The organism is Mesorhizobium sp. 113-3-9, from assembly GCF_016756515.1.
Taxonomy (GTDB): Bacteria; Pseudomonadota; Alphaproteobacteria; order Rhizobiales; family Rhizobiaceae; genus Mesorhizobium.
Genome location: NZ_AP023246.1, coordinates 2,528,847 through 2,542,006, shown reverse-complemented (window position 1 = coordinate 2,542,006; position 13,160 = coordinate 2,528,847). Strand labels below are relative to the sequence as shown.

The following is a 13,160-nucleotide window of genomic DNA, read 5'->3' as shown; positions in this document are numbered from 1 at the left end:
GCAACGTCAGACAACCCGCACGAGGAGAGACAATATGGCCAAGGGCCAACAGCGCAGCAACCGCGAAACACGCAAACCCAAGAAGGACAAGGTGGCGGCCAAGCCCGCCTCTCCGTTCGGCTCGTCGGTCAAGCAGGCCGAGAGCGGCCTGAAGCCGAAATCGAAGGGCTGACAGCCTGGGTGCTTCGCGCGCCCCATCCCTGCTCCGAAGCAGGCGACGAACTGACACAAAAGGCCTTGCCAAGTCCTGCCACGGAGGCTTGCTTGAACTTCGTCATCGAGTTCTACCGGTCGCGCGACGCCGAGGAAGCGACGCTCGACAGGGTTTCGCTGGAAGCACCGACGCTACGCACCGCCCTGCAGGGCGCGGCGGCTCTGTTCCATAGCCTGCCCATGCCGCAAATCCCCGACCGGCTGCGCATTTCGGATGAGCATGGCAGCGAGCTTTATGCCGGTCCGGCCGACGGAGCGTATCCGGTCTAGCGCATTTCACCGAAACGGCGAGCCGCTCCAACTCTTTGTTTCGACGCAACTCCGGACGGAAGACCGTTCACACTTTTCCTGGAATTGCTCCAGGCAGCCACACCTGCATCATTGCCGCGCAACCGCAACCGGCCCGCGACGTTGACCCTGCACATCGACACGCAGGAGCCGCCAATGTCCCTCACCGCCTTTGTCATCAACTGTTCCCTGAAAGCCTCGGGCGACAAGGAAAAATCCTCCACCGACAAGATCGTCGCCGATCTGCTTTCGGCGCTCAAGCCGCATGGGGTGAAGGGCGAGGTCGTGCGCGCCCTCGATCACGACATCAAGGCCGGTGTGCTCTCCGATATGGGCAAGGGCGACGGCTGGCCCGCCCTGCGCGAGAAAATCATCTCCGCCGATATCTTTATCCTCGGCCTGCCGATCTGGATGGGCCAACCCTCCAGCGTCGCCAAGCGCGTCATGGAGCGCATGGACGCTTTCCTCTCCGAAACCGACGACAAGGGCCGTATGCCGGCCGCCGGCAAGGTCGCGCTGGTGGCGATCGTCGGCAACGAGGATGGTGCGCACCATTGCCATGCCGAATGCTTCCAGGCGCTCAACGATGTCGGCTTCACCATACCGGCCAATGGCGGCGTCTACTGGGTGGGCGAAGCCATGGGCGACGTCAACTATGTCGACCTGCCGGCGACCCCCGAAAAGGTCGCCGGAATGATCGAGATGGCGGCATCAAATGCGGCACATCTGGCTGCCCTGCTGAAGGGCAAAGCCTATATCGGCGTGGACAAGTAACGGAGTTCCCGCCTCCTCAGCATGGCCCATCGCCGACAATGCGGTAGTCCGCGGCGCGGGCTTCGCAGGCATTGGGGAAGCTGCGCGTCTCGCCGTGGCGGCGGGCGCAGACCGGAGCGTATTCGCGGGTGCAGAACGTCTGCTCTCCCCCGCCGCCGCCACCACCGCCGTCGCGGCAAGGACCGTCGCGCACGATGCGGTAACCGGCGCGGTCGGCAAGGCAGGCATTGGCGAAGGTTTGGCGATCGCCGCCGCGCCGGGCACAGACCGGTTCGTATTGCCTGGTGCAGAATTGCGGTTCGGGACGCGGCGGACGTGGACGAGGTCCTGGCCCGTCATCGACGACGACGGTACAGGCGGCCAGCAGTGCCGACAGGAACAGGACGGCAAACCCTTGCCGCGAAAAAACCGACGCCAGGAATTTCATGCTGATCTCTCCCTCGATCCCATCCCCGATAGCGATCCTCGCCATTCGCCCTTCAAATGCAACCCCGTTCGCGGCTATCCACACGGCAATCGGCATGGTTGGCCATGGCGGCATTCGATCGCACCGCTGGCCACCCTGGCCCATGCGTGACCCCGTCCGTGGGCCGATGACCGCCCGGCCAAGCAGGCCTATCTGCGGCCGGTCGACGCTCAGATCGGTCGATTCTTGCGTCGGGATGCGCCCAGTGTGGCGGCCCGCGGCGCTATCTTGCAACCTTCACGTTTCCGTGCGATAAATTCCGTGTTCGGGCATTTGCGACCCGGAGAGCGGAACGTTTTGGACGACCTTTCCCCGATACTGTGAATCTCTGACGGCCCCGTTTTCGGCGGGGGGTTTGACCATGCGCCAATGCATGACTGCCGAAGCAACCACCGGGAACTGCCCTCGACGCCAGGTGGCGGGCAGGACCACCAAAGACTGAACGGGTGAAGGAGTTTCCCCAATGGCCCAGACCGGCACCGTTAAATTCTTCAACGCGACCAAAGGCTTCGGTTTCATCACGCCCGACGGCGGCGCCAAGGACGTGTTCGTCCATATTTCCGCGATCGAGGCATCGGGCCTGCGCACGCTCGTCGACGGCCAGAAGGTCACCTTCGACGTCGAGCCGGATCGCATGGGCAAGGGCCCGAAGGCGGTCAACCTCCGCGCTGCCTGAACCATCGGCACGCCGCGCGTCCTTGAGGGCGAGCGAACGAGGTTCCAGAGCTTGCCCAGCCTCTGGGCACGCAGACAGATTTTGAAAGGCGCGGCGGTTTTCGTCGCGCCTTTTTCATGCCCGCGATGCAGCATGAATGCATGTCGCCTCAAAGTGGATCCGGGTTTGGATCGACGACATGCATCATAACAAGGGCTTAAAGCGTGACGCGCTTTAAGTGCCTAAAAAACTTTCTCTTGCCGATGGCGCTAAAATAAAGGACAAATTTCCTCTCGGGCATTTGCCGGCCCGAGACTGGAGTTTATGGGATCAAAGGAGCTTCCCATGCCGCAGACCGGCACCGTCAAATTCTTCAACCATGCCAAAGGCTTCGGCTTCATCACGCCTGACGATGGCGCGAAGGATGTCTTCGTCCATATTTCGGCCGTGCAGGCGTCGGGTCTTCCCGGTCTCGAAGATGGGCAGAAAGTAACATTCGACACCGAGCCGGACAAGCGCGGCAAGGGGCCCAAGGCTGTCAACCTGTCTGTGGGCTGAGCCGGCTTCACGCTGTCGGCTCCGGCAGGGCGGCCCAGCTCGTTTCGAGCGTGGTTCTTGACGCCCTCTCGGACAGGCGGGGCGAAATCCGTTCAGCCTCCGTTCAGCCACGGTCGCATATTAGTCTTGGGTAAAGCCGGACCGCATCCCCTGCAAAACTGCACGGCCCGGTACGAAGGAGACCAAGATGAACAGAATTTTCAAGACAGCCGTGCTGTCCGCCGCCATGGCCGCGACCATGCTCGTGGCCCTGCCCGCGGCCAACGCCGATGAGTGGCGCCATCACCATCGCCACGGAAACGGCGACGCCATTGCCGCCGGCGTGCTTGGCCTCGCAGCCGGCGCCCTGATCGGTGGCGCGCTGGCCAATGACCAGCCACCGCCTTACGCTGACCGCTACTACGATGACGGTTATTACGATCGTGACGTGCGGATCCGCCCGGCTCCGATCCGCCGCTACTATGCGGAGCCGCGGGTGGTCTATGCCGATCGCTATGCCGAACCGTGGACGCGTGACTGGTACGAATACTGCTCGGACCGCTACCGCACCTTCAACTCCCGCACCGGCACCTTCACCGGCAATGACGGCGAGCAGCATTTCTGCACTGCCAACTAAGTGCATGTCGCCCAAAAGTGCGCAGCGGTTTTGGGACAACGACTTGCACCAAACAAAGCGCGAAAGCGCTTAGGGCTTCCCTGCCCCAGAAAAAAAGCGCTGACCGCAAGGCCAGCGCTTTTTTGTTGGGCGCCCGGATGTGTTGAAATTCAGGTCAGGAATGGATTGGTCCTGCGCTCCTCGCCAAAGCGGCCACCGGGACCGTGGCCGCAGATGAAGCCGATATCGTCGCCCAGCGGCAACAGCTTGTCCTTGATCGAGGCGATGAGCGTCGCATGGTCGCCGCCCGGCAGGTCGGTGCGGCCGACCGAGCCCCGGAACAGCACGTCGCCGACATGGGCGAACTTGGCCGCGCGGTTGTAGTAGACGACGTGGCCCGGCGCGTGGCCGGGACAATGCAGCACCTCGAAGACGTGGCCGCCGAACGACACGGTCTCGCCCTCGGTGAGGAACCGGTCGGGCACACAGTCGCGTGAGCCGACAATGCCATAGCGCTTGCCCTGGTTCTCCAGATTGTCGAGCAAGGGCTTGTCGGCTTCGTGCGGACCGATGATGTCGATGCCGAGCGCCTCCTTCAATTCCATGGCACCGCCGGCATGGTCGATATGGCCATGCGTGATCCAGATTGCCTCGGCCCTGATCGCATTGTCCTTCAGCACCGCCAGCACCTTGTCGATGTCGCCGCCCGGATCGACGACGACACCACGCTTGTCGTCCATGTCGAACAGGATGGTGCAGTTCTGCTGAAACTGAGTGACCGGCACGATGCCGGCATTGAGCTGACCCATGATCGTCCTTTCGTATCCCTGGCGTGATGTAGAGGTGCCGGCGAAACGCGTCCACCCCTCGAAAGACGAACAGTCAGTCGTCTGAAAAACAGAAATGGGCGGCCGAAGCCGCCCATTTGAACAAACCTGAGACCGTCAGGCTTACTTCTTCATGGCGCCCATGACCGCGCCGATGATGCCGGTCAGGATCGCGCCGCCGCCGGCGCCACCGACGATGTTCTGCAGGTTAAGCGAGCTGCCCAGCCCGCTCGTCGCCGCCGCGGCCGCAGCGGGATCAATCCCGTGGCCGAGCAGGCTGCCCAGGATCGCCGCGCCGCCGACGCCGCCAACGGCTCCACCCAGGATTTTGGGAAGCTGCCCCAGCGCCGCCGTCTTGATTGCCGCGCCGACCGCCTGACCACCGATGATGCCCGTAATGATCTGGATGATGATCGGAAGAAGCGTGTTCATGTCCATATGATTAGTCCCTCCATAGCTGCCAGCCTCCCGGGCCGACACCATCATGAGACGCCGAATTGGATGAAAGTCAAATGCAGAAACGCTGGAATAAAAGGGGCGGCTCGAAAACCGCCCCTGCTTGCGTGAAAAGCTGTGACTATCGTTATTCTGCGGCGATCGCGTGCTTGGGCTGAACCGCGGCAGAATAGTCGTTCATAAGGTTCTTGGCGATTTCGCCGACCTCGAATCGGTAAGGGCCGATCTCCGAAACCGGCGTTACTTCCGCCGCCGTTCCAGTCAGGAAGCATTGCTCGAAGCCTTCGAGTTCTTCCGGCATGATGGCGCGTTCGATCACTTCCAGGCCGCGATCCTTGGCCAGGCCAATGACCGTGCGGCGGGTGATGCCGTCGAGGAAGCAGTCGGGCTTGGGCGTATGGATCTTGCCGTCCTTGACGAAGAAGATGTTTGCGCCCGTTGCCTCCGCCACTTGCCCGCGCCAGTCGAGCATCATGGCGTCGGCATAACCTTTCGCCTCGGCTGCATGCTTGGACATGGTGCAGATCATGTAAAGGCCGGCGGCCTTCGACCGCGACGGCGCCGTGCGCGGGTCGGGCCGGCGCCACTCCGCCACGTCGAGGCGAATGCCCTTCAGCTTCTGCGCCGGATCGAAATAGCTCGGCCACTGCCAGATGGCGATGGCGACGTTGATGCGGTTGTTCTGCGCCGAAACGCCCATCTGCTCGCTGCCGCGCCAGGCGATCGGCCGGACATAGGCGTCCTGGAAGCCCTGCTTCTTCAACAGCGTGGCCGAGGCGTCGTTGAGCTCGGCGACCGAATAGGGAATCTTGAAGCCGAGCAGGCGCGCCGATTCATGCAGGCGCTCGGTGTGCTCGTTGAGCTTGAAGATCTCGCCGCCATAGGCGCGCTCGCCCTCGAAGACCGCGCTGGCGTAGTGCAGGCCGTGGGTCAGCACGTGGATCTTGGCGTCGCCCCATTGGACGAACTCGCCATTCATCCAGATGAAGCCGTCCAGTTGGTCGAAGGGAACGGATGCCATGGTAACCTCCCGCGGGCCACGGCCCGCATATCTCAGTGTCGTTGCGTGTTCTTTTTGGCCGCGCCATGCGATTTGAGACGCCGGCCGGTGTCTCGAAGCGTAGGCGGATAATCGCGCTCTGGCAAACTCAGGAAATTCCGGAAAAACCGGCCTGACTTGCCTTTTCGTTCGCAATCCGCCCAAAAGCTTGTCAAAAATTACCATTGCAGGGAAATTACGTCAATAGTACTGACATAATCTCCCGTTCCCATGGAGAAATGATGACGGATCGAAGCCCTTCTGCCGGAAAACCGATCAGGACCGCGATGTCAGTCGAGGACGGCATCGACTTCGCCATCATCGAACTGTTTTTCTTCGCCTATCGCGACTTCACCTCTGATCCCGACCAGATACTGGCCGACTATGGCTTCGGCCGTGCCCACCACCGGGTGCTGCATTTCGTCAACCGCAGGCCGGGCCTGACGGTCGCCGAACTGCTCGACGTGCTGAAGATCACCAAGCAGAGCCTGGCGCGGGTGCTCAAGCAACTGATCGACACCGACCATGTCGTGCAATTGCAAGGCCCGCGCGACCGCCGCCAGCGCGAGCTCTACCCGACAGCCAAGGGTCGGGCGCTGGCACTGGCGCTGGCGCGGCCACAGTCGCGCCGCATCCGTGCTGCATTGGAAGATTCCGGCGCCGCCGAACGGACCTTGGTGGAACGCTTCCTCGAAGCGATGGTCAATCCGGAACTGAGAGCTCAGATCGACGTTGGGTCCGCAAAAATGTCAGGGAAAAGCCATGGAGAGCACTGAGAGGGTCGATCAGGCGGCCGCACCGGACGACGACGCGCCGCATCTGCTTGTGGTCGACGATGACACACGCATCCGCAATCTTCTCAAGCAGTATCTGACCGAAAACGGCTTTCGCGTCACCGTCGCCGGCAATGCCGGCGAAGCCAGGCGCAAGCTCGCCGGCCTCGATTTCGACCTGCTTGTACTCGATGTCATGATGCCCGGCGAAAGCGGCGTCGATCTCACTAAATCGCTGCGCGCCGAAAAGAACGTGCCGATCCTGATGCTGACCGCACTTTCAGAGACCGACAGCCGCATCTCCGGACTGGAGGCCGGCGCCGACGACTACCTGCCCAAGCCCTTCGACCCGCGCGAGTTGATCCTGCGCATCAACAACATCCTGCGCCGTGGCGGCCCGGCGACGACGCCCAAGGTCGAACAGCTGGTCTTCGGTCCCTACACCTTCCAGATCGCCAGGCGCGAACTGAAGCGAGGCGGCGAGGCGCTGAAGCTGACCGATCGCGAGCAGGAGATCCTGGCGATCTTCGCGGCGCGGGCCGGCGAGACCATCCCGCGCCACGAACTGGTCGGCGACGATTCGGAAGTCGGCGAGCGCACCATCGACGTGCAGATCAACAGGCTGCGCCGCAAGATCGAGCGCGATCCGTCCAACCCCGTCTGGCTGCAGACCGTGCGCGGTATTGGGTATCGGCTCAGCGTGGAATAGAATGGCGGCTGCGGCTCTGGAGCATGACCCCGAAAAGTGGGAACCGGTTTTCGGAAAAGATCATGCTTCAACAAAGAGTTGGATCAGTAAGGCGATTGAACCAGACGTCGTTCTGATCTAGTGCCGTGGACGAAATGAAAAGAGCCAATGGCGACGACGGAACTGGAAGAGCCGGGGCCTGACGGCTTGAGCGCACGCGCCACGCGAGCGCTCAAGGCGGTGCCGCGCATCTGGAACCGGTTCTGGCGCCTCGTCTCGCTTTACATGCCCAAGCGCCTCTATGCGCGCTCGCTGATCATCGTCATCGCGCCGATGATCCTTTTGCAATCAGTGGTCGCCTTCGTTTTCATGGAACGCCACTGGGCAACGGTGACGCAGCGCCTGTCGCAGGCCACCGTGCGTGACATAGCCGCCATCATCGACCTGATCGAGACCTACCCGCACGACGCCGATTACGCCAACATCATCCGCATCGCGCAGGACCGCATGCAGTTGAAGGTCGATTTGCTGCCGCCGGATCCCTTGCCACCGCCCGGCCCGAAACCGTTCTTCTCGATCCTCGACGACGTTCTCTCGGCCGAGATCACCCGCCAGATCAACCGGCCGTTCTGGATCGACACGGTCGGCAATTCCAACATCGTCGAGGTGCGCGTCCAGCTCGAAGGCAAGGTGCTGCGCGTCTTCGTGCGCCGTAGCCAGGCCTATGCGTCCAACACCCATATCTTCCTGATCTGGATGGTCGGCACCTCGCTGGTGCTGTTGATGATCGCCATCCCCTTCCTGCGCAACCAGATCCGGCCGATCCTCACGCTCGCCGAGGCCGCCGAAAGCTTCGGCAAGGGCCGGCCGATGCCGCGCGATTTTCGCCCGCGCGGCGCCGAGGAAGTCCGCCGTGCCGGCTTTGCCTTCATCCAGATGCGCGAGCGCATCGAGCGCCAGATAGAACAGCGCACCGCCATGCTGACCGGCGTCAGCCATGATCTCAGGACCATCCTCACCCGCTTCAAGCTGCAGTTGGCACTGGCAGGCGGCAAGACCGAGACCAAGGCGGCGCTCAACCAGGACATCGATGACATGCAGTCGATGCTGGAAGGCTATCTCGCCTTTGCCCGCGGCGAAGCCTCCGAGGACCCGGGACGTTTCGATCTCGAGGCTTATTTCCAGAAGCTCGGCGAGGAAGCCGCCCTGCGCAAATGCAAGCTGTCGACGACGCTTTCCGGCGACCCGACGGTGCATGTACGGCCAAACGCCTTCGCGCGGCTGCTGTCCAACGTCATCGGCAACGCATTCCGCTATGCCAAGACGGTGGAGGTCAATGCCAACCACGGCCGCGGCTCGCTTGTGGTCACCGTCGACGACGACGGTCCCGGCATTCCGGTCGACAGGCGCGAGCACGTGTTCAAGCCCTTCGTGCGACTGGACGAGGCTCGCAACCTCGATGCCAGCGGCACCGGGCTCGGCCTGTCGATCGCCCGCGACATCGCCCGCAGCCATGGCGGCGACATCACCCTCGACGACAGTCCGCTCGGCGGCCTGCGCGCGGTCATCAAGGTCCCGGCCTAGGCGAGCCCAAGTACCAGGCGAAGCATCAGGCTTCATCCGCCCGTCATGAAATCATGGTGAAGAGCGCGCATGAAGCGCGCGACCACACTTGATTCGGCCCAACCGCCTCACTTCGACCCCGTGCCCACCCGGGTGCGCTGGAGCGAAGCGAGGGCGGCAGGCTGGTCGCCGTTCCGGCATCGTCTCAAGGCAATCGTCGACCTTTCCAGCAAAGGGCCGCCATGCGCATATTGATGGTCACCGACGCCTGGCGCCCGCAAGTCAACGGCGTCGTCCACACGCTGGAGCGGCTCACCGAAACGCTCAAATCCTTCGACGTCGCGGTGGATTTCCTGACGCCCAACATCTTTCGCACGCTGCCCCTGCCGACCTATCCCGACATCCGCCTGGCGCTGACCACGCCCGGCCATGTCGCGAAGCTGATCGACGGCTACAAGGCCGACCACGTCCACATCGTCACCGAGGGGCCGCTCGGCATCATGGCACGCCGCTATTGCCGCAATGCCGGCCGGCCATTCACCACCAGCTATCACACCCGCTTCCCCGAATATCTGAGCGCCCGCCTGCCGGTGCCGGAGAGCTGGGCCTATCGCTGGCTGCGCGATTTCCACAATTCCGGCCAGGGCACGCTGGTGGCCACCCAGTCGCTCGCCGACGACCTTTCGGCGCGCGGCTTCAACAAGCTGAGGCCATGGACGCGCGGCGTCGACACCGACCACTTCCGTCCCGACAAGAGGAAGGATCTCGGCTTCCCCGGTCCGGTGTTTCTCTGCGTCGGCCGCGTCGCCATCGAAAAGAACCTGCCTGCCTTCCTCGACCTCGACCTGCCCGGCAGCAAGGTGGTGGTCGGCGAGGGTCCGGAGCTTGCCAAGCTCAAGGCGCGCTACCCCAATGCGCATTTCCTTGGCCACCGCCCCAATGACGAACTGGCGGAGATCTACGCCTCGGCCGATGTCTTCGTCTTCCCCAGCCGCACCGACACGTTCGGCAACGTCATCATCGAGGCGCTGGCCAGCGGCACGCCGGTCGCCGCCTATCCGGTGACCGGGCCGATCGACATTGTCGGCGACGGCTTTGGCGGCGCGGTCTCCAACGATTTGCGCGAAGCCTCGCTTGCAGCGCTCAACGTCAGCCGCGACCAGGCCCGCGAACGCGCCATGCGCTACAGTTGGAAAGCCTGCGCGGAGATGTTCATGGATACGGTCGAGGAAGCGCTGGGTACAACGCGCAAGCTGGCGGCCTGAAGCCTGGCGCACAGGATGCCTCCCTCCTTCGTCATCCACGGGCGGAGCGTCGGCGAAGCCGGCGCGCAGACCCGAGGATCCATTCCGTGGCCTGCAAGTGTCCGCTCGGTGAAGACTCTGCGGCCATGAGTAGCCGCGAAGCCATTTATGCTGGATCAGGGGTAAGACGACTTTCTGGACCGCCCCGCTCTTCGGCCACTGTCGCGGCATGGATCCTCGGGTCTGCGCGTGCGCTTCGCGCCCGCTCCGCCCGTGGATGACGAAGGCTAGAACAGGCGCCCGCCGTCCGGCACCTTGCGCTCGATGGCGCCCAGCACCACGGCGCCCTCCTCGTCGGGAAAACCGAGCGTCAGCACTTCCGACATGAACGGCCCGATCTGGCGTGGCGGGAAATTGACCACCGCGAACACCTGTCGGCCGACCAGCGTCTCCGGCGCATAATATTTGGTGATCTGCGCCGAGGATTTCTTCACCCCGATGTCGGGTCCGAAATCGATCTTCAGCTTGATAGCCGGTTTGCGCGCCTCCGGGAACGGCTCGGCCTCGACGATCGTGCCGGCGCGGATGTCGACACGATCGAAATCGGCAAAACTGATCTCGGGCTTACGCTCTTTGCTTGCACTCATTCGCGTACCGCTCAAGCGTTGCCGTAGGTCTCGAACAGCACGCCCGCCAGCGCATCCTTGGCCGAGGTTCCCGACCAGACGACGAACTGGAAAGCCTGGAAATAGCATTCGCAGGCTTCCAGCGCCGAGGACAAAAGCACCTCGACCTGCTGGCTTGAGGGCTCGACCCCACCGGCCAGCAGCAGCGACTGGCGGAACATGATCGCGCCCTCCTGCTCCCAGAGGTCGAAATGACCGAACAGCATCTGTTCGTTGATCAGCGACAACAGCCGCATCACTTCCAGCGCACGGGTCTCCGGCACCTTGATGTCGAAGGCGCAGGCCAGATGCAGCGCTTCGAAATCCTCCATCCAGGAGAATGAGACGTGATAGTCGGTCCAGCTGCCGGCGACCGAGATCGAAATTTCATCATCGCCGGCCCGTTCGAAGGACCAGTCATTGTTGTGGGCCACCTGCTCGATAACATCCACCGGATGGATTTCGCGGGAGAATTCGAGTTCGAGAAGTTCCATGGAATGCTTCCTGTCGTTCTGAGGAGCGCCGCCACACGCTCCGCGGGAGGGCACACACAACGAACAATCTGATCTAGAACTCGGACGGCCAGGACTTTCTTCGCGCTAAAGACTACTTCTCGACGCAAAGACCCCAGACCGGACCCCACCGCCCGGCCGCATGACCCTGCTCCGAATCATGCAACAAATTCAGTCTATTGATCGGGAGTCGCGTGAACAGCCCAATTTTTCGCACTGCGTCATTCGCATGTGGAAAGGCGCTGTCACAAAGATTCATGCAATGCCGTTAAGCGATTCACGGCAAAGCGCTTTTCAAGCTCGGACTATGTGGAAAAGTTTAACGATTATTTTTTTGCGCGGGGCTTCGCCGCCGCCGCTGGTGCGGCATCGCCGGCCAGTTCGGCGAGCCTGGCCTCGAGCGCCTCGATGCGGGCGGCAAGGCGGGTATTCTCGTCCCGAGCCTTGGCGGCCATCTCGCGCGCGGCCTCGAATTCCTCGCGCTGCACCACGTCCATCGAATTGAGGATACGCTCCGCCTGGCCCTTGAAGGCGGTCTCCACCTCGCGCCGAACGCCTTGCGCGGCCCCGGCTGCGTCGGTCATCAGCTTGGCGAATTCATCGAGAATGCGGTTCGGTCCGGTCGACATGGCAAATCCTCGCTTGCTCGAAATGACGTAGTGGCGCGGGGCGAGGAATGCAAGAACGTTGAGGGCTGGTGCGGCATCAAGTCGGCCACCCAAATCACTGGCAAACCCGATCAATAACTATTATTATTCTTCTTGAATGTTTTTCAGGAGCGTCGTTATGGCCATCAGCGCAGACTTGGGCAGTCGTCTCGAAGATATCGTCAACCAGCTCGTGAGCACCGGCCGCTATAATTCGAAGAGTGAAGTGCTGCGAGAGGGCGTTCGCCTCGTTGAAGAACGAGAGAAGCGGCTCGCCGCCCTCGATGCAGCCCTAGCCAAAGGCATTTCGGATGCCGATGCCGGCCGGGTTAAGCCCGGCGACGAGGTGCTGGACAGGCTTGAGGCCAAATACAAGATAATGGCAGCCAAAACCAAGTGAAGCGGCTGGTCTTTACAAACCAGGCTGAGGCAGACCTCGAAGCCATTGGCGACTACATCGCGCTCGACAGCCCATTTCGGGCCGTCACGTTCATCCAGGAATTGCGCCGCGATTGTATGGAATTGCACACCATGCCGGAGCGATATCCGCTCTTTGAGCGGCATCGATCATCAGGCATCCGCCGGCGCGTCCATGGCAACTACCTGATTTTCTACCGCGCCAGTGCCGATACCGTGGAAATACTGCATATTCTGCATGGTGCAACGGACCTAGGGGCGATCTTGTTCCCCGACAATTGACGGCGCGACCTTGCGTGACCAGCCAAAGTCCTGCGGCATGGTCTGCGCTCGAAGTCGAGCGTAACACAGAACCCGCGTCTGCGGGACGTTCAAGCAGCTGCCTTCTTACGCGATCGCACCAAGTTGCCTATTGTGGCGTCTTTTCTCGCGGCTTGCGCCAAGCACGAGTCGTCTTCAATCAGGATCACCCAATGGCAACGCCCCCGCGCCGACCGACAAATCCGTTCGCAGCCGCCGAAGCGGCCTTCAAGCCGGTCAAGAAGCCGGCAGCGCCAGTTCGCGAACCCTCGACCGCCCCGAATGTCCGCGAGCTTGTCTCGATCCGAATCGACCGGGCGGTGCTCGACCATTTCCAGGAAGACGGGCCCGGCTGGCAGGACAGGATCAACGACGCATTGCGGCAATGGGTGGCCGCCAAGGGGTGAGTTGACCACGCACGGCGCGACGGCTCGCAATGGTGATCCGTCGCGACACTTGACGGCGACCGGCTTGCCTTGA

At 62.4% G+C, this 13,160-nt stretch carries 20 protein-coding genes; 13 read left to right on the top strand and 7 right to left on the bottom strand.

The features are described 5' to 3' along the window. Positions 1 to 34: 34 nt before the first annotated feature. From MesoLj_RS12310 to MesoLj_RS12300, 3 genes are all read left to right on the top strand, one after another. Positions 35 to 172, top strand: a complete 138-nt coding sequence (locus tag MesoLj_RS12310) for a hypothetical protein (RefSeq protein WP_202326142.1) — start codon at positions 35 to 37, stop codon at positions 170 to 172. A 92-nt stretch (positions 173 to 264) separates the two neighbouring features. Further along, positions 265 to 483: a hypothetical protein gene (locus tag MesoLj_RS12305; RefSeq protein WP_202326141.1), complete on the top strand. Its 219-nt coding sequence runs from the start codon at positions 265 to 267 to the stop codon at positions 481 to 483. Positions 484 to 657: 174 nt separating this feature from the next. Continuing rightward, complete coding sequence (locus tag MesoLj_RS12300; protein WP_202326140.1) at positions 658 to 1,275, top strand: flavodoxin family protein; 618 nt, start codon at positions 658 to 660, stop codon at positions 1,273 to 1,275. Positions 1,276 to 1,291: 16 nt separating this feature from the next. Here MesoLj_RS12300 and MesoLj_RS12295 read toward each other — a convergent pair whose 3' ends face one another. Continuing rightward, positions 1,292 to 1,702 (bottom strand): Kazal-type serine protease inhibitor family protein, encoded by a 411-nt coding sequence (locus tag MesoLj_RS12295; protein WP_202326139.1) that lies wholly within the window; start codon positions 1,700 to 1,702, stop codon positions 1,292 to 1,294. A gap of 502 nt (positions 1,703 to 2,204) precedes the next feature. On the opposite strand from MesoLj_RS12295, the gene MesoLj_RS12290 reads away from it, so the two are divergent. From MesoLj_RS12290 to MesoLj_RS12280, 3 genes are all read left to right on the top strand, one after another. Continuing rightward, positions 2,205 to 2,417: a cold-shock protein gene (locus MesoLj_RS12290; RefSeq protein WP_006202520.1), complete on the top strand. Its 213-nt coding sequence runs from the start codon at positions 2,205 to 2,207 to the stop codon at positions 2,415 to 2,417. A 324-nt stretch (positions 2,418 to 2,741) separates the two neighbouring features. Then, on the top strand, positions 2,742 to 2,954 hold the full coding sequence (locus MesoLj_RS12285) for a cold-shock protein (protein ID WP_008877668.1): 213 nt from the start codon (positions 2,742 to 2,744) through the stop codon (positions 2,952 to 2,954). A gap of 187 nt (positions 2,955 to 3,141) precedes the next feature. Continuing rightward, complete coding sequence (locus tag MesoLj_RS12280; RefSeq protein ID WP_202326138.1) at positions 3,142 to 3,570, top strand: BA14K family protein; 429 nt, start codon at positions 3,142 to 3,144, stop codon at positions 3,568 to 3,570. Positions 3,571 to 3,719: 149 nt separating this feature from the next. Here MesoLj_RS12280 and MesoLj_RS12275 read toward each other — a convergent pair whose 3' ends face one another. The 3 genes from MesoLj_RS12275 to MesoLj_RS12265 form a co-directional block, all read right to left on the bottom strand. Continuing rightward, the gene (locus tag MesoLj_RS12275; protein ID WP_140777263.1) at positions 3,720 to 4,358 is read right to left on the bottom strand and encodes an MBL fold metallo-hydrolase; all 639 of its coding nucleotides are present in this window, start codon (positions 4,356 to 4,358) and stop codon (positions 3,720 to 3,722) included. 141 nt (positions 4,359 to 4,499) lie between these two features. Continuing rightward, positions 4,500 to 4,814: a hypothetical protein gene (locus MesoLj_RS12270; RefSeq protein ID WP_140777265.1), complete on the bottom strand. Its 315-nt coding sequence runs from the start codon at positions 4,812 to 4,814 to the stop codon at positions 4,500 to 4,502. 145 nt (positions 4,815 to 4,959) lie between these two features. Further along, entirely contained in the window at positions 4,960 to 5,853 is an 894-nt protein-coding gene (locus MesoLj_RS12265) for a branched-chain amino acid aminotransferase (RefSeq protein WP_140777267.1), read from the bottom strand. Between the two features lie 260 nt (positions 5,854 to 6,113). Between MesoLj_RS12265 and MesoLj_RS12260 the strand changes: the two genes are divergently transcribed. From MesoLj_RS12260 to MesoLj_RS12245, 4 genes are all read left to right on the top strand, one after another. After that, positions 6,114 to 6,647, top strand: a complete 534-nt coding sequence (locus tag MesoLj_RS12260) for a MarR family winged helix-turn-helix transcriptional regulator (protein WP_172348963.1) — start codon at positions 6,114 to 6,116, stop codon at positions 6,645 to 6,647. Further along, positions 6,634 to 7,353 carry a response regulator gene (locus MesoLj_RS12255; RefSeq protein ID WP_115142172.1) on the top strand — a complete coding sequence of 240 codons (720 nt, stop codon included), beginning with the start codon at positions 6,634 to 6,636 and terminating at the stop codon, positions 7,351 to 7,353. Before MesoLj_RS12260 ends, MesoLj_RS12255 begins: the two co-directional genes overlap by 14 nt. A gap of 147 nt (positions 7,354 to 7,500) precedes the next feature. Continuing rightward, entirely contained in the window at positions 7,501 to 8,916 is a 1,416-nt protein-coding gene (locus tag MesoLj_RS12250) for an ATP-binding protein (protein WP_140777271.1), read from the top strand. 221 nt (positions 8,917 to 9,137) lie between these two features. Further along, positions 9,138 to 10,160 carry a glycosyltransferase family 4 protein gene (locus MesoLj_RS12245; protein ID WP_202326137.1) on the top strand — a complete coding sequence of 341 codons (1,023 nt, stop codon included), beginning with the start codon at positions 9,138 to 9,140 and terminating at the stop codon, positions 10,158 to 10,160. A 266-nt stretch (positions 10,161 to 10,426) separates the two neighbouring features. On the opposite strand, the gene MesoLj_RS12240 is transcribed toward MesoLj_RS12245, so the two are convergent. From MesoLj_RS12240 to MesoLj_RS12230, 3 genes are all read right to left on the bottom strand, one after another. Continuing rightward, the gene (locus MesoLj_RS12240) at positions 10,427 to 10,786 is read right to left on the bottom strand and encodes a tRNA-binding protein (protein ID WP_202326136.1); all 360 of its coding nucleotides are present in this window, start codon (positions 10,784 to 10,786) and stop codon (positions 10,427 to 10,429) included. Positions 10,787 to 10,797: 11 nt separating this feature from the next. Beyond that, positions 10,798 to 11,298 carry a YbjN domain-containing protein gene (locus MesoLj_RS12235; protein WP_013893499.1) on the bottom strand — a complete coding sequence of 167 codons (501 nt, stop codon included), beginning with the start codon at positions 11,296 to 11,298 and terminating at the stop codon, positions 10,798 to 10,800. A 344-nt stretch (positions 11,299 to 11,642) separates the two neighbouring features. Further along, complete coding sequence (locus tag MesoLj_RS12230; protein ID WP_140745441.1) at positions 11,643 to 11,945, bottom strand: accessory factor UbiK family protein; 303 nt, start codon at positions 11,943 to 11,945, stop codon at positions 11,643 to 11,645. 157 nt (positions 11,946 to 12,102) lie between these two features. Here MesoLj_RS12230 and MesoLj_RS12225 point away from each other — a divergent pair, with 157 nt between their 5' ends. The 3 genes from MesoLj_RS12225 to MesoLj_RS12215 all read left to right on the top strand — a co-directional run bounded on the left by MesoLj_RS12225 (position 12,103) and on the right by MesoLj_RS12215 (position 13,087). Continuing rightward, complete coding sequence (locus MesoLj_RS12225; RefSeq protein ID WP_202326135.1) at positions 12,103 to 12,363, top strand: type II toxin-antitoxin system ParD family antitoxin; 261 nt, start codon at positions 12,103 to 12,105, stop codon at positions 12,361 to 12,363. Then, on the top strand, positions 12,360 to 12,662 hold the full coding sequence (locus MesoLj_RS12220) for a type II toxin-antitoxin system RelE/ParE family toxin (protein ID WP_202326134.1): 303 nt from the start codon (positions 12,360 to 12,362) through the stop codon (positions 12,660 to 12,662). The genes MesoLj_RS12225 and MesoLj_RS12220 overlap by 4 nt, the downstream gene beginning before the upstream one ends. Positions 12,663 to 12,853: 191 nt before the next feature. Further along, positions 12,854 to 13,087 carry a BrnA antitoxin family protein gene (locus MesoLj_RS12215; RefSeq protein WP_019860643.1) on the top strand — a complete coding sequence of 78 codons (234 nt, stop codon included), beginning with the start codon at positions 12,854 to 12,856 and terminating at the stop codon, positions 13,085 to 13,087. The last annotated feature ends 73 nt before the right edge of the window (positions 13,088 to 13,160 follow it).

Bases quoted from the DNA above. Each gene is read 5' to 3' on its own strand.
- MesoLj_RS12230 (WP_140745441.1), bottom strand. From the start codon at position 11,945: ATGTCGACCGGACCGAACCGCATTCTCGATGAATTCGCCAAGCTGATG.
- MesoLj_RS12245 (WP_202326137.1), top strand. From the start codon at position 9,138: ATGCGCATATTGATGGTCACCGACGCCTGGCGCCCGCAAGTCAACGGC.
- MesoLj_RS12300 (WP_202326140.1), top strand. From the start codon at position 658: ATGTCCCTCACCGCCTTTGTCATCAACTGTTCCCTGAAAGCCTCGGGC.
- MesoLj_RS12280 (WP_202326138.1), top strand. From the start codon at position 3,142: ATGAACAGAATTTTCAAGACAGCCGTGCTGTCCGCCGCCATGGCCGCG.
- MesoLj_RS12260 (WP_172348963.1), top strand. From the start codon at position 6,114: ATGACGGATCGAAGCCCTTCTGCCGGAAAACCGATCAGGACCGCGATG.
- MesoLj_RS12250 (WP_140777271.1), top strand. From the start codon at position 7,501: ATGGCGACGACGGAACTGGAAGAGCCGGGGCCTGACGGCTTGAGCGCA.
- MesoLj_RS12310 (WP_202326142.1), top strand. From the start codon at position 35: ATGGCCAAGGGCCAACAGCGCAGCAACCGCGAAACACGCAAACCCAAG.
- MesoLj_RS12225 (WP_202326135.1), top strand. From the start codon at position 12,103: ATGGCCATCAGCGCAGACTTGGGCAGTCGTCTCGAAGATATCGTCAAC.
- MesoLj_RS12295 (WP_202326139.1), bottom strand. From the start codon at position 1,702: ATGAAATTCCTGGCGTCGGTTTTTTCGCGGCAAGGGTTTGCCGTCCTG.
- MesoLj_RS12240 (WP_202326136.1), bottom strand. From the start codon at position 10,786: ATGAGTGCAAGCAAAGAGCGTAAGCCCGAGATCAGTTTTGCCGATTTC.
- MesoLj_RS12275 (WP_140777263.1), bottom strand. From the start codon at position 4,358: ATGGGTCAGCTCAATGCCGGCATCGTGCCGGTCACTCAGTTTCAGCAG.
- MesoLj_RS12215 (WP_019860643.1), top strand. From the start codon at position 12,854: ATGGCAACGCCCCCGCGCCGACCGACAAATCCGTTCGCAGCCGCCGAA.
- MesoLj_RS12235 (WP_013893499.1), bottom strand. From the start codon at position 11,298: ATGGAACTTCTCGAACTCGAATTCTCCCGCGAAATCCATCCGGTGGAT.
- MesoLj_RS12265 (WP_140777267.1), bottom strand. From the start codon at position 5,853: ATGGCATCCGTTCCCTTCGACCAACTGGACGGCTTCATCTGGATGAAT.
- MesoLj_RS12270 (WP_140777265.1), bottom strand. From the start codon at position 4,814: ATGGACATGAACACGCTTCTTCCGATCATCATCCAGATCATTACGGGC.
- MesoLj_RS12285 (WP_008877668.1), top strand. From the start codon at position 2,742: ATGCCGCAGACCGGCACCGTCAAATTCTTCAACCATGCCAAAGGCTTC.
- MesoLj_RS12255 (WP_115142172.1), top strand. From the start codon at position 6,634: ATGGAGAGCACTGAGAGGGTCGATCAGGCGGCCGCACCGGACGACGAC.
- MesoLj_RS12290 (WP_006202520.1), top strand. From the start codon at position 2,205: ATGGCCCAGACCGGCACCGTTAAATTCTTCAACGCGACCAAAGGCTTC.